Source organism: Psychrobacter sp. P11F6, assembly GCF_001435295.1.
Classification (GTDB): domain Bacteria; phylum Pseudomonadota; class Gammaproteobacteria; order Pseudomonadales; family Moraxellaceae; genus Psychrobacter.
Map to the genome: position 1 here is coordinate 1,930,608 of NZ_CM003594.1, position 14,934 is coordinate 1,945,541.

The 14,934-nt window shown below is 42.8% G+C and carries 12 protein-coding genes; 8 read left to right on the forward strand and 4 right to left on the reverse strand.

Annotation, left to right across the window (positions count from 1 at the left end; translation table 11 throughout):
* Window positions 1-25: 25 nt before the first annotated feature.
* On the reverse strand, window positions 26-1,429 hold the full coding sequence (locus tag AK822_RS07905; protein ID WP_087945600.1) for a DASH family cryptochrome: 1,404 nt from the start codon (window positions 1,427-1,429) through the stop codon (window positions 26-28).
* Between the two features lie 200 nt (window positions 1,430-1,629).
* Between AK822_RS07905 and AK822_RS07910 the strand changes: the two genes are divergently transcribed.
* The gene (locus tag AK822_RS07910; RefSeq protein WP_045446342.1) at window positions 1,630-1,860 is read left to right on the forward strand and encodes a hypothetical protein; all 231 of its coding nucleotides are present in this window, start codon (window positions 1,630-1,632) and stop codon (window positions 1,858-1,860) included.
* A gap of 94 nt (window positions 1,861-1,954) precedes the next feature.
* On the opposite strand, the gene AK822_RS07915 is transcribed toward AK822_RS07910, so the two are convergent.
* Complete coding sequence (locus AK822_RS07915) at window positions 1,955-3,445, reverse strand: aldehyde dehydrogenase family protein (RefSeq protein ID WP_060491214.1); 1,491 nt, start codon at window positions 3,443-3,445, stop codon at window positions 1,955-1,957.
* 407 nt (window positions 3,446-3,852) lie between these two features.
* Between AK822_RS07915 and AK822_RS07920 the strand changes: the two genes are divergently transcribed.
* The 7 genes from AK822_RS07920 to AK822_RS07950 all read left to right on the forward strand — a co-directional run bounded on the left by AK822_RS07920 (window position 3,853) and on the right by AK822_RS07950 (window position 12,156).
* A complete protein-coding gene (locus AK822_RS07920; RefSeq protein ID WP_060491215.1) occupies window positions 3,853-4,455 on the forward strand; it encodes a TetR/AcrR family transcriptional regulator in 603 nt (200 codons plus the stop codon).
* A gap of 208 nt (window positions 4,456-4,663) precedes the next feature.
* On the forward strand, window positions 4,664-5,884 hold the full coding sequence (locus AK822_RS07925; protein ID WP_060491216.1) for an iron-containing alcohol dehydrogenase: 1,221 nt from the start codon (window positions 4,664-4,666) through the stop codon (window positions 5,882-5,884).
* Window positions 5,885-6,040: 156 nt separating this feature from the next.
* On the forward strand, window positions 6,041-7,090 hold the full coding sequence (locus AK822_RS07930; RefSeq protein ID WP_060491217.1) for an NADP-dependent oxidoreductase: 1,050 nt from the start codon (window positions 6,041-6,043) through the stop codon (window positions 7,088-7,090).
* Between the two features lie 219 nt (window positions 7,091-7,309).
* Entirely contained in the window at window positions 7,310-7,987 is a 678-nt protein-coding gene (locus AK822_RS07935; protein WP_045446333.1) for a type 1 glutamine amidotransferase domain-containing protein, read from the forward strand.
* Between the two features lie 47 nt (window positions 7,988-8,034).
* Complete coding sequence (locus AK822_RS07940) at window positions 8,035-8,664, forward strand: glutathione S-transferase family protein (protein ID WP_060491218.1); 630 nt, start codon at window positions 8,035-8,037, stop codon at window positions 8,662-8,664.
* A gap of 472 nt (window positions 8,665-9,136) precedes the next feature.
* Complete coding sequence (locus tag AK822_RS07945) at window positions 9,137-10,753, forward strand: efflux MFS transporter permease (RefSeq protein ID WP_060491219.1); 1,617 nt, start codon at window positions 9,137-9,139, stop codon at window positions 10,751-10,753.
* 107 nt (window positions 10,754-10,860) lie between these two features.
* Complete coding sequence (locus AK822_RS07950) at window positions 10,861-12,156, forward strand: HlyD family secretion protein (protein WP_060491220.1); 1,296 nt, start codon at window positions 10,861-10,863, stop codon at window positions 12,154-12,156.
* Window positions 12,157-12,828: 672 nt separating this feature from the next.
* On the opposite strand, the gene pdxH is transcribed toward AK822_RS07950, so the two are convergent.
* Window positions 12,829-13,473 (reverse strand): pyridoxamine 5'-phosphate oxidase, encoded by a 645-nt coding sequence (gene pdxH / locus AK822_RS07960; RefSeq protein ID WP_060492228.1) that lies wholly within the window; start codon window positions 13,471-13,473, stop codon window positions 12,829-12,831.
* Window positions 13,474-13,516: 43 nt separating this feature from the next.
* Complete coding sequence (gene glmM, locus AK822_RS07965) at window positions 13,517-14,887, reverse strand: phosphoglucosamine mutase (RefSeq protein ID WP_060491222.1); 1,371 nt, start codon at window positions 14,885-14,887, stop codon at window positions 13,517-13,519.
* Between the last annotated feature and the right edge of the window lie 47 nt (window positions 14,888-14,934).

A 14,934-nucleotide genomic window follows, 5' to 3' on the forward strand; every position in this document is an offset into this window, starting at 1 on the left:
TGTGCTCTAAAATCCATAAACTGCTTTAACTTACATGACCGCCTTGCCATTTATCAATGAACTCACCATTGGGATCATATTGCTGGGTTTGCTTGCGAAGATTAAATTGCCGACATCCTCTTGGATCAGCGCCTACGCCCGCTAGATATTGCCAATTCCCCCAATTACTCGCGACATCATAATCGATAAGATGCTGCTCAAAATAGGTTGCACCGTAACGCCAGTCTAAACCCAGCTCATGAATAAAGCAGCTAGCAACGATTTGTCTGCCTCGATTGGACATATACCCTGTTTGCTTTAGCTGATTCATGCAGGCATTTACGATAGGATATGGCGTGCTGCCATTCAGCCATTGCTGCAAACGCTGATCGTCAAAATGAGTAGCTGGTAATTGATGACCAATGCCCTTAAACAAAAATAGCTTGCTACCATGTTCAATCGCATACCAATAAAAATACTCGCGCCACAGCAGCTCAAACCATATCCAATACGTTGACTCATTGGCGATAATCTCACGCTCATAATGACGTAAGCGATTCAACAGTATTTTCACAGACAAGCAACCATTTGCCAGCCAAGGCGAGAATTTAGTGGAATGCGTCCAGTCATCCAGTGCATTACGTGTGGTTTTATAAGTGCGCGGCGCAGCAGAATCAAAATAGTGAGTTAAATGAAGCATTGCATTTGTTTCACCACCTTTAAAGCTAAGCGCTTGCTCATCAGATGGTTGTGTTTTAAAAAGGTATTTACTATGAGCTATCAACGCATCAGGCATTGGCGGTAGCGACTTTGGCGTAGGAGAAACAGCCACCTCGTCGTCAGCATTCAATAAATCATGGCTTGCTTCAACCTTTTTGCGAAACTGGGTAAAGCTTTTGGGCAAGTCTTGTGTCGGTAAATCAGCAAATAGCGTATGGGTTGATTGCCTGTGCCATATTATCTGCGGATATTTGCTCTGCAAGGCAGCATAGCCTTTATTTTGATTATAGTCTGCGGTGTGGCTGACACAGATATCGGTGACTTGTTGCTGCTCAATGAGCTGGCATAACTGCGTAAAGGTGTTTAAGGCAGACTCTACCTTATCTGCTGACAAATGACTCTTTGATGAATAGCTTGGCGACAGATACAGCAATCGATTACCAAGGCGCTGAAGCGATCGATCCAAATCAGCCAAGCTCTCAGACAAGAACTGCTGACGAGCAGCGCCCATCTCATTAAAGTGGTAAGCTTGACGGCTCTCTTTCGGTTCAATGCAGTCAGCCAAAAAACCAGCATAGATGAGCATCAGGTTGCCTTGATTACTTTTAGCCAATGTCGCCGCTTTGACTAACGTTTCATTGTCCTTTATGCGCAAATCGTTATGAAATAAGACCAATACCGTTTTTTTGACTGACTTATTTGATGCGTTGTCTGATTGGTGATTTGACATACTCTCGATTCCCAAGTAGTTAAACGCGCTCACTTGAAGCTGAGTCTAAACTATAATATTTTAGAATGTGACACACAGTATAGAGCATGTTACCCGTTCAACTTAAGTCGCTATCCTCGTTGTTATCTGCGTTATACTAGCCATAAGCATTGACTATCACTGAGCTGACTGCTTAGATGGTTTATAATTAGGAGAATGTCATGACTCAAGAACACGCTTCCCATGAAAAGCGCAAAATCATCGATAAGTTTTTGATGAAACTCACCAAAGAAGAGCCGCAAATGTATTATGCTAGCACCTCTGAGGTCGCTCGTAGCATCCATACTATGATAAAAGAGCACACCAATCGCTTGTCGGTAGAAGATCAGGCGCTCGTTAGACATATGACCGTCGAGGAGATACAAGGCTTGCTAGGCTTTCACCTTAAATAATCACACTTTCAACGTTCCCATAAAAAAAGCCCGCTGATTTGCAGGCTTTTTTATTATTGAAACTTTAATTTAGAGCATTGAAAATATACATCGCTTAAAACGGATACTCGCGTGGCTCATGTTGCATAGATATCCAGTGCGTTCTAGTGAACTCTTCTAGCACCCACTCACCGTTAAAACGACCAATACCTGAGTTTTTCTCGCCACCGAATGGTAAGTTACTTTCATCATTGACTGAAATATCATTAATATGTGTCATGCCTGCTCTGATACCGCGAGCAAAGCGCATGCCTTTTGCCATATCTTTTGTAAATACCGCACTCGACAGACCAAACATTGAGTCATTGGCGATCGATAACGCATCATCTTCATCTTTGGCACGGATGATACCGACCAATGGTCCAAATACCTCATTACGTGACAAATCCATCTCGCGCGTCACTTCAGTAAAGATGTGCGGCGGTACAACTTGTCCTTTAATCTCACCACTTAATATCATTTTTGCGCCTTCTTGCTGCGCATTAGCGATTTTCTCTTTCAACGATTCGACTTGTTTTTTATTAATAATCGGACCAACCGCCGTGTCTTGTTTGCTCGGATCGCCGACATTTAACGTTTTAACGTGTGCCAAGAAACGCTCAACAAAGTCATCATAAATCTCGTCTTCAACGATAATACGATTAATAGCAATACAGATTTGACCTTGATGTAAGAATTTGCCAAAGGCTGCTGCTTTGACCGCTTGCTCAATATCAGCGTCTTTTAGTACCACAAATGGACTGTTACCACCCAACTCAAGCGCTACTTGTTTAATGTAGTCGCCGCCATTGGCCAACTCGCCAATGCGCTTACCGACTGAAGTAGAGCCAGTAAATGATACAAAGCTTGGGGTTTTGTGTTCAACGATCGCATCTCCTATCTCTTTACCTGAGCCAACCACCACGTTGAGCAAGCCTTTTGGCAAACCTGCTTCTTCAAATACTTTTGCTAGCAGCAAACCACCAGTCACTGGAGTATCACTCGCAGGCTTGAGTACCACGGCGTTACCAAGTGCTAAGGCTGGTGCAATAGAACGTTGGGTCAAATGTAATGGAAAATTCCACGGACTAATGACAGCGACGACACCGATGGGCTCACGGTAAACAAAGTTTTCTTTGCCAGAGGTGTTAGAGGGACGAATCTCGCCATGTACACGACTGGGGAAAGTCGCCGCCTCAAGGGTAATGGCGCGGGTAGCAGCAAACTCAACCATGGCTTTAACACGGGTACTGCCAGACTCTTTAATGAGCCAATCGACCATTTCATCTTGGCGCTGATCTAAAATCTCAACCACTTTATATAGTACACCTGCTCGTGTCGCTGGCGTTTGCTGTGCCCACTCTTTTTGTGCCGCACTTGCTGCTTGATACGCTTCATTAAGCTGTGCTTCTGTCGCCTGCTGAATCTTCACAAGTGTATCGCCATTGTAGGGGTTGGTATTGGTATTAACGCTATCGTCTTGACCGCTTTGCCATTCCCCTGCAATGTACTGGAGGTGGAAATCATTATAGGCATTGGCTTTCGTATTATCGGTATCAGTTGACATAATTCTTCTCATTTATTTTATGGATGTTATGGTGGTTGTCAATAGAACAGTATGACTAGCAAATTGAGGCAGCTAAAAAATAATCCTTAACACAGTTATTTATATTAAATAGCCTGCGCTCGCGACATTTGATTAAACACATCAAAACGAGACTTGCTAGACGACTGGTCTAATGCTACCATAGACCTCATACAAATAAGCGTATTTTGTCAGCAAGTATTGTTGAAAAAACGTAACGTGACCATAATCAGCCCTTACAATAAGCCCTCATTATAAGCAACGATAAAAATCTGCATCGACCCATAGAAAGTATCATGAATAATTGTTAATAGCGCGCTAAGTAGCATTATTCGCCATACCTTATCTCTGAAATACATTTATAAAAAATATAGGAGGACATTACCATTATGTCTGCGACCTCAACCACAATCCCACCAGATACCAAAACGCATCTGTTAGAAACAGGCTATCAACTGATTTCTAAAAAAGGCTTTACTGCCGTCGGTATCAAACAAATACTAGACACAGCCGGTATTCCTAAAGGCTCTTTTTACCATTATTTTGCCTCAAAGGAAGCGTTCGGTGAAGCTATTATCAGTCATTATTTCACTGATTATAAGATACGCTTAGACACCATTGGTCGTCAAAAAGTTAATGCTCAGCAAAAGATTTATGATTACTTTCAAAGCTGGTATGACACCCAGCAAAATGGCTGTGATCATGAGAAGTGCTTGGTGGTTAAGCTCAGCGCTGAGGTTGCAGATCTGTCTGAACCTATGCGCATCACACTGAATGCTGGTTACCAGCAGACCATCAGCTGGCTTGCCGAACAAATCAAAGCAGGCTGGGCGGATGACTCTGTACCACAACCTGACAATATCGCGGCCGAGAGCATGGCAAAACGTTGGTATTTTGCTTGGCTTGGTGCCAGTTTAATCGCCAAGATTAGCCAAACCAATACACCGCTTGCAGAAGTATGGCAGATGACTACTTCTCAATTGGGACGCTAATCTCTTGCGTTAAACGCTTTTTAGCCATTTATACTTCCCCATATCTAAAGCAAAAAATTGAGTTATAAGAGAGTTTTGTAAAAATCACTAGACGACTGGTCTATTTAATGTACAATGCCCACAGTTGCAAAAACGAATGGCTAATTTGCCACTGAGATTTTTGCACCCCATACGCCCAACACAAATATTTAATAATTTTAGGAATACTATGAATAACTTCCAATATTACAATCCAGTACGTATCGTCTTTGGTGAAGGTCAAATCAAACAACTATCGGAATTGGTCCCGACTGATGCCCGTGTGCTTATCACTTATGGTGGCGGTTCGGCACAGCGCACAGGTACGCTAGACGAAGTAAAAGAAGCCTTGGCTGCGAGCGGTACACGTACCGTATTCGAATTTGGTGGTATTGAAGCCAATCCAGAATTCACGACTCTTTTAAAAGCAGCAGATATGGTCAATGAGCACAATATTGACTTTTTGCTAGCGGTCGGTGGCGGCTCAGTCATTGATGGTAGTAAATTTGTGGCATTGGTATCGTCACTTACTGAAGAAGATGGCACGACAGTCTCACGCGAACAAGCATGGAATGCATTAACCAGCTATTGCAGAGACATTGATTCTGCCATCGATTTGGGTGCTGTTTTGACCATTCCAGCCACTGGCTCTGAGATGAACTCAGGCGGCGTCATCAATTATAGTGAACGTCAAGCTAAGCTCCCATTTGGCAACGCACTTGCCTTCCCTAAGTTCTCAATATTAGATCCAATCAAAACACTGACATTACCTGAACGTCAAGTGATGAATGGTGTTGCGGATGCCTTTGTCCATGTCATGGAACAGTACCTAACGTATCCAGTCAATGCAAAAGTGCAAGATGCCTTTGCTGAGAGCTTGCTGAAAATTCTCATTGATGAAGGTCGTATCGTTAAACAAGATCCAGAAAACTTAGAAACTCGTAAGAATATTATGTGGACAGCGACCATGGCACTCAATGGTCTAATCGGTGCAGGCGTACCGCAAGACTGGACGACACATATGATCGGTCATGAGCTGACCTCGTTACACAGCATCGATCATGCTCGCACCCTAACCATTTTATTACCCTCAGTAATGCGTGAGTTGAAAGAAAGTAAAAAAGAGAAATTACTTCAATATGCACATAATGTCTGGAATATTACGCTTGATGATACCCATCAAGACGAAGACGCTGTCATTGAAGCCGCTATTGTCCGTACAGAAAACTTCTTCCGCGACCTTGGCTTGCCCGTCAGTTTAGAAGATGCAGAACTTGATGCCTCAGCTATTGACCCGATTATCAAGCAGCTTGAAGCGCACAACATGGTTCAGTTAGGCGAGCACAGCAACAATGATTTAGAAGTGTCACGCCGTATTCTACAACGTGCTATTAGTAGCAAAGCTGCTTAATAAAAACACCACCGTAATAAGAAACACATATTGTTATGCTATTTATAGTAGTTGCTCAGCACTGAGTAACTACTCCATTCACTATTAAATATCAAAACCAGTAAATATTAAAATCAATAGAATCTTAAAATCAATAAATAGAAAAGGAATCTGATAATGAGCTTTGATAAACAACAAAATCAAAAAACAAACCGTCAAATCAAATTGGCAAGCCGTCCAACAGGTGAGCCAAAAGCTGAAAACTTTGATATGGTAACCAGCGATATCCCATCGCCAAATAACAATGAAATGCTGCTGCGTACCGTTTACTTATCATTAGATCCATACATGCGTGGACGTATGAGCGATGCAAAAAGCTATGCTGATCCGCTAGAAGTGGGTGATGTCATGATGGGTGGAACGGTTGCCCAAGTCGTTGAATCCAATATCGATAAATTTGCTGTGGGTGACTTAGTGGTCTCAAACTCAGGCTGGCAAGACTATAGCGTCAGTGATGGCGAAGGCGTCTTAAAGCTTGACAAAAATATGTCAAATCCTTCTTATGGTTTAGGTGTATTAGGTATGCCCGGCTTTACCGGTTACATGGGTTTGACCGACATCGGTAAGCCGCAAAAAGGGGAAACTTTGGTCGTCGCTGCCGCAACGGGTCCCGTTGGTGCAACGGTAGGTCAAGTTGGCAACCAATATGGCTTACGTACCGTTGGTGTGGCTGGTGGCAAAGAAAAATGTGACTTTGCTGTCAATGAGCTAGGCTTTGATGTCTGTATTGACCATAAAGCTGATGACTTTGCCGAGCAATTAAAAGCGGCGTGCCCAGATGGCATCGATATCTATTACGAAAACGTCGGTGGCAAAGTATTTGATGCCGTTATGCCATTATTAAATGCGCATGCACGTATCCCAGTCTGTGGTCTGGTCTCGCAATACAACGCCACCGAGCTGCCTGATGGTAAAGATCGTCTAGGCGTATTAATGGGCAACATTCTAAGCCGTCGTCTCACCATTAAAGGGTTCATTATTTTTGAAGAATATGGCGATCACTTCCCAGAATTCTTAAAAACCATGAGTAAATGGGTCGAGTCAGGCGATGTTAAAACCAAAGAATATATCGCTGAAGGCTTAGACGATGCACCAAACGCCTTTGTTCGCATGCTAAATGGCGATAACTTTGGTAAAACAGTGGTTAAAGTTTCTGAGGTTGAATAACCGAACCAATGGTTACCAGTTGGTTGAATCGCAAATAACGACTTAACAACATAACTTGCTAAGACAACCACTGAAAATGACCTCTCAACCATGAATACTGTTCTATGAATACCGCTAGCAGTCATTGCAAATACTCATATTGATTACAGATGATTAATTAAGCATGACTGCTAACAACCCATGATTTAAGAACAACATCAATAATAAATAAGGACGACTATGAATATTTTAATGGTACTAACCTCACATGATAAGTTGGGCGATACTGGCAAAAAAACGGGCTTTTGGCTAGAAGAATTTGCCGCGCCTTATTACGCTTTTATCGATGCGGGCGTCAATGTGACACTTGCTTCTCCTGCTGGCGGGCAGCCACCGCTTGATCCGAGCAGTGACACTGAAGACACCCAAACGAAAGATACCAAGCGTTTTAAAGAAGACAGCGATGCTCAAAAGCATCTTGCCAATACTGAAAAACTCGCTGATATGAACGCTGAAGATTTTGATTCAGTCTTTTATCCAGGCGGTCATGGTCCACTATGGGACTTGGCAGTTGATAAAAATTCGATCAATTTGATTGAGACGTTTGTCAAACAAGACAAACCTGTCGCCTTTGTTTGTCATTCTCCAGCCGCTCTTAAAAATGTCAAAATTGACGGTGAGTATTTAGTCAAAGGCAAAACAGTGACTGGCTTTACCAATTCAGAAGAAGACGCCGTTGGTCTAACAGATGTCGTGCCATTCTTAGTAGAAGATGCACTAAAAGCCAATGGTGGTAACTATGAAAAAGCCGCTGATTGGGAATCATTTGTGGTCGAAGATGGCTTGCTGATTACTGGGCAAAACCCAGCGTCATCAGAGGAAGCTGCCAAGCGCTTAATCACTAAGCTGAAAGGTTAATATCTTTTTAACGTTAATATAATAGACCATGCAAAAAGGCCACTATCATGATTCGCTTACATCATCTCAACCAGTCTCGCTCATTACGTATTTTATGGCTTTTAGAAGAGCTGGGCGTGCCTTATGAGACCATTAGTCATCAACGCGATCCTAATACTCACTTGGCACCAGACAGTTTAAAGGCGGTACATCCACTCGGTAAATCTCCGGTTATCGAGATGGATGGTCAATTTTATGCCGAGTCGGGTGCAATCACTGAGTTATTGATTGAGCGATTTGCGCCAGAGCGCTTACGTCCTGCGACTGATAGCGTAGACTATGGACATTATCTGCAATGGATTAACTTTGCTGAAAGCTCGCTCATGTTGCCGTTATTACTGGAGCTATTTACCAAAAAAGCCGGTATCGTCGATAACGAGTTTTTAGATGGTTATATCAGTCAAGAAAAACACAGACTGTTGAGCTATCTAAACGAGGAAGTTGCAGATAAGCCATTTATCGTTGGTCATAAGCTAAGCGGCGCTGACTTTATGCTGTCTTTTGACTTAATCATGCTGGCTAAGCGTGAAGCGTTAGATGATTATCCGCATATCAAGCAGTATGCTTTACAACTTGCCAGTCTTGATAGCTATCAGCGCAGCATGCGTTTAGAGGCGAATTATGATCACTCTATTTAGTACCATGGTCTAACTGTTTATCGACTATTTAATGTATAAAAAACAGCTCTTTATAGAGCTGTTTTTTATGGGTAAAAATGACCTGAGTCGTAGCTATGTGACATATAGTCAAGGAATTTTAGAATCGCTACAAGGCGACCGACCGCAGATAGTACACTGAGTACATCTAGGGCGAGTAACACCGTAGCGGTTTAAAAGTGCTCTGACTATAGCACTGTGTTTCTTATCGTCTATCATTGACAGACAGCTGCATCTATCTTTTAACTTGATTTTCAATGTGTTAGTTATGCGTGATAAATGCTCAACAAAAATTATGATAAAGTATTCAAAACAGGGTTTAGAATACTTTTTTGGTTTTATCAGTCTACTAAATGACTTTGAACGTCTTGAGTCTTATGACTATCCGATGAGCGTGATGCTTCTTTAACAACTGCTATATACCATTTTATCCCTCTACGCAGATTATCCATCCATGAGTACTGAATACCAGTTTAAGCCCCATGAACGACCATTCATGCTTGGCTCGCCTGCCACCCCTGATCACCCTGTGCGCCGTAAAGTATTTTATTTACTGATTGGTATTTTTATCGGCTTAACTGCCAGCTTTCAGAATGGTCTATTGGTCGCGAATCTCACTCAAATCCAAGGTGAAATGGGCTTAACACCAGTAGAAGGTGGCTGGATATCAGTCGCTTACAATATGACCAATGCTTGTGTCACGGTGCTGCTGTACAAAATTCGCCAGCAATTTGGCATGTCGTTATTTAGCAAAATCACTTTGTTCTTTTTATTGGCAGCCACCAGTATGCAGTGGCTGGTCAGTAGCAATCTGCTCAGTACAATGACTGGCATCAGCATCGAGCCTTATTATTTAGAGCTGGTTGCCCGTGGCTTTAGTGGTGTGGTGGCTAGTGCGATGACAGTATTGTCTATTTTTTATTGTCTACAAGGCATGCCAACTGCTCGGCGTATCAGCGGACTTATTTTGGGCTTTGGCTTGGTGCAGTTTGGCATTCCACTGTCACGGATTATCTCGCCTTATTTAGCCGTTGATGGTCAGCTTGAAGGTTTATTTTTATTTCAAGTGGGATTATCGCTGATTTGCTTTGGGCTTATTAACATTCTTGAGCTACCACCGGGCAACACGGAAAAGGTCTTTGAAAAACTTGATTTGGTGAGTTTTGGCTTTTTTGCCAGTGGTCTTGCCGCCCTATCCGTATTTTTAGTACAAGGTAGAATTCAATGGTGGACGATGCCTTGGCTTAGCTATCCATTGATCATTGCCGTCGTAACTATCTCAATTGCTTTATGGATCGAAACGCACCGCAAAAACCCTATGTTACAAGTGCGCTGGATGCGTAGCCGCACCATTATTGCCTTTATGATAACAGGCGCTGTGATGCGTATTTTGTTGTCTGAGCAAAGTGTGGGCGCCGCAGGATTATTAGCAAACCTTGGTTATGGTAATGACCAGCTGATTGTTTTCTATGCCATCATCTTGGTGGCTAGCATACTGGCATTAGTGATTAGCATTTTTACCACCAAAGCGACGGATCTGCGCCGACCAGTGATTTTTGCGGTTGCATTGATTGCGATTGGTGCATGGATAGATACGGGTGTGTCGCTAAACTCTGCCCCTTATATGTTCTATTTCAGTCAGTTTATAATCGCTTTTGCTGCCGTTTACTTCATGGGACCAATGGTATTTGAAGGTATGTTTCGCGCCATTGCTAACGGACCTGCCTATATTATTAGCTTTTCGGTGATTTTTGGTATTTCACAAACGATCGGCGGTTTGGCAGGCGCGGCAGGTATTCAAGCATTTACCACCATTCGTACTCAGATGCATTATGCCGATATGGTCAGTTCAATGAATACCACTGATCCTGCTACGATGACCCAAATGCTACAGGGTGTGCAACGTCAAGCAACGGTCGCCGCTTATGACGATTTATTCTTTTTGATGGCCGTGAGCGCCACCATCACCGCGCTATATTTATTGATGGTTTATTTTTATTACCTTTATCATAAACGCAATCCACTTGGTAAAGAACTTGCCGCATTGGCAGAAATGATGGGCAAAAAATAACAGGTGATAATCATATCGATTTGTTGCTGTTACCTTTTCTTCTTATGCTAATCACTATATTTTAAAAAGTTATCCACTATGTTTACTAATCTCATTAGGAGCGCGTCATGAGCGAAGACAAATTAAATGATCTTGATGACCATAATCAAGACACTGCTCAAGATGCCACCCAAAATACTGCTGAAAACAATCAGACATCATCCAATGCAGCAGCAATAGAGATGCCTCTAAACCAATCGAAAAATGATGATACTGTGACCGTACCGAAAAAAGAGGGCTCGGTAATAACGTCAGTTGCTGATACTGATGAAACGCCAATGCCGCCAAAAGAGCCTATTCCTGACGCTACTGGTTGGTCGCCTAAAAAGAAATCTTACTTTAACCTAGGCTTATTGATTGCACTAATCATTATTGGCGTCCTTTTGATTCTTTATGCATGGAAGCTACCGCCCTTTACGCCTACGGTTCAGCAGACTAATAATGCCTTTGTAAAAGGTCAAACAACGATTATCAGCCCGCAAGTTTCTGGCTATGTCACAGAAGTGGCAGTGCAAGATTTTGAAAATGTACAAGCAGGTGATTTATTGGTCAAGATAGACGACCGTGCCTTTTTGCAGCAGCTCGAACAAGCACAAGCCAATATCGAAGTCGCTATGACCGACCGCTCAAGCAATGCGCAAGATACGGGCACCAGTCAGGCACAAATCGAAGCACGTAAAGCGGACTTATATAGTGCCAAAGTCAGCGTTGATAGTGCACGCGAAGATGTAAAGCGCTATCAAGGGCTTGATGCGATTGGCGCAGTATCCAAAGCAGAAGTTGCTCATGCCCAAGCTCAGCTCGCTCAAGCACAAGCTGGCGTGCAGCAAGCAGAAGCCAATCTACAAGTCGCCCTTGAGGCCAGCAAAAAAACCAGTGGTAGCCGCTCATCACTCGATGCCAATATTAAAAATGCAGAAGCAGTTGCTAAGCAAGCACAGATTAATTTAGACAATACGATTATTACTGCCCCTGAATCAGGACAACTGAGTCAAGTCAGCGTCAAAGCGGGGCAATATGTCAGCGCGGGTACACAGCTCATGTATGTGGTGCCAAAAGGCGTGTGGATTATTGCCAACTTTAAAGAAACCCAAGTGGCAAATATGACTGTCGGTGAGCCTGCAACTATTCATGTCGATGCGCTGAGCGGCGTTAAATTTCGTGGTCATGTCAGTAATATTTCACCAGCGACTGGCAGTGAATTTAGCGCAGGCGCATCAAACCCTGCGACTGGCAATTATATTAAAATCGCTCAGCGTATTCCGGTACGAATAGATTTAGAGCAAGGACAACCTGAGCTTGCTCAGTTGCGCCCCGGTATGTCAGTTTCAGTCGATGTCGATACCAAAAAAAATAAAAAATAAAGGGATATCTGCAACTCGGCCTTTCTCCTATTTAAATGGTAAGACTAGAGCAAGAAAATCTTGATACTATCAATCAATTGTTATGCTGCTTACACCTACAGTCAATTTATGATGAATTTACTATATGAAAGGAACGATAATGCGACATAAAATAATAGGGTTAAGCATTTTACTAATTTTATCAGGATGCATAAAAAATCATAAGAATACGGAAGTTCAATTGGTCGAATTTAAACGGACATCATCATATTATGAAATAACTTTCCTATCAGAAGCTAATTTTTCAATACGTGAATCAACTAGAAATACAGGGAGTTATATACATTGTATCAACGAGAAACACATCTATGGTGATAAATACATTCCTGACTACTCTTCGAATAATTATTTGAGCGGCAATATTCCTAAAAACACCAAACCTACTGCTGATACACTTTCAGCTCAATACATCTATAGCATCAAACTTGATTCTTCAACATACTTAGAGAACGACAAAACTTTATATTGCCGTATATTTACAGGAAACTTCCCAGGAAAGCTAAAAAAGTCGCAAATACTCGAGCTTATACCATAAAGCTTTTAATAAAATTAGGTGCTGTTGCTGCTCTGAATAGCAACAGCACTTAGAGAAACTACTCTCTACTCATATCTAAATATCAGTAGCAAGTATGTTTAAGGCAAAAGGCGCTTGGTAGTCCAGCTTTCACCATTGTCTTTAGTATAGACAATACGGTCATGCATACGATTGGCACGACCTTGCCAAAACTCAATCTCATGAATGCTAATCTCGTAACCACCCCAAAATTCTGGTGTTGGCACTTGGCTACCTTCTGGATACTGATTTTGCAGCTCATCAAACTTGGCTTGCATCACCTCACGATCAGCAACTTCACCACTTTGAGGTTGACTGACCCACGCACCCACTTGACTGTCGTGAGGACGCTTTTGAAAGTAAGCAGCTGACTTATTAGCATCGATTTTAGCAATACTGCCACTAATACGTACTTGACGCTCCAGCTCTTGCCAAAAGAATAGCGCTTCGACATTCGGGTTTTCGGCAATATCTTGACCTTTAGCACTTTCATAATTGGTATAAAACACCACACCATTTTCGGTAATCTCGCGCATAAGTACGATGCGCACGCTAGGTTTATTATCAGCACCGCACGTCGCCAGACTCATCGCATAAGGCTCTTGCACCTTTTGTGCTATTGCCTCATTCATCCATTCTTTTAGTAGCTCAAATGGGGAGTCTGGGACGAACTGTTGATCAAGCTCACCTTTTTCGTATGACAAACGCTGATCGGTAAAATCCATGCTCATAAAATATTCCTTATTTTAATACAACTATATTATGACGTTAACCCAATACTGCTTTGATATGGTCAGCCAAATCATTTGCCAATACATCACATTCTATTTCATCATCCAACTCAACCATCACACGTATCATAGGTTCTGTACCTGATTGGCGAATGAGCAGACGACCACGACCCTCTAAAGTGGCCTGTGCTTTTGCAAAAGCAGCAACCAGCTCTTCATGCTCAAACGGATCTTGCATTTTACTTAAGCGCACATTGACCAGTTTTTGTGGCAATTTTTCAAAGCCTTCGGTCAAATCACTGAGTGCTTTACCACGTGCTTCCATCACCGCAAGCACTTGCAAGCCGGCGATAATTGCATCGCCCGTACGACTCTTATCCAAACATAGAATATGACCCGATGGTTCGCCGCCCAGTATCCAGCCATTCGCTTCAAGCTCATGCATCACATAACGATCGCCTACTTTCGCACGCGTAAATTTAATGTCTGCCGCTTTGAGTGCCAACTCTAAGCCCATGTTACTCATGAGCGTACCAACCACACCTTTCGCCTTAGTCTGACCTTGGGTAGCAAGTACGTATAAAATGCCATCGCCGTCAACCAGATTACCAGCCTCATCAACCATCACAATACGATCGCCATCACCGTCTAGTGCGATACCAACATCTGCCTCGTGCTCAATCACTGCTTTCTGTAAGCCTTCAGGATGGGTAGAGCCGCAGTCGGCATTGATATTGATGCCATCAGGCGTATTGTTAATAGCAATCACATTGGCACCCAACTCACGCATGACTCTTGGTGCCACGCTATAGCCTGCACCATTGGCACAATCTACGACGACAGTCAGATGACTCAAGTCGTACTGATAGGGAAAACTGCCTTTACAGAATTCGATATAGCGACCTTTGGCATCATTGATTCGATTGTTTTTCCCCAATTGTGCTGGATCAAGAATAGGCATGATCACATTATTGTCCGCTTCAGAGGCACTCATAATCGCTTTTAGCTTGTCATTAATAGAGTTTTGCATCTCATCAGTCAGCTTTTTGCCATCACCTGAAAACAGTTTGATACCATTATCATAGTAAGGATTGTGCGACGCTGAAATGACCACCCCAGCATCTGCATTGAAACTACGAGTCAAATGCGCAATCGCTGGTGTGGGTAATGGTCCCAGCATATGCACATCGACACCAGCGGCATTAAACCCCGCTTGCAATGCGCCTTCAATCACATAACCTGACAGCCGCGTATCCTTACCGATGACCACGCTTGGCTTGCGAGCAGGGTTGTCATTATTCTCTATCAGCACACGTCCCGTCACATAGCCCAATTTTAAAATAAAGTCTGGTGTGATCGGCGACTCACCGAATTTTCCGCGAATACCATCGGTGCCAAAGTAGCTCATTATGTATGCTCCCAAATCTAAGAGTGAAAACCAGACGAATACGCAAA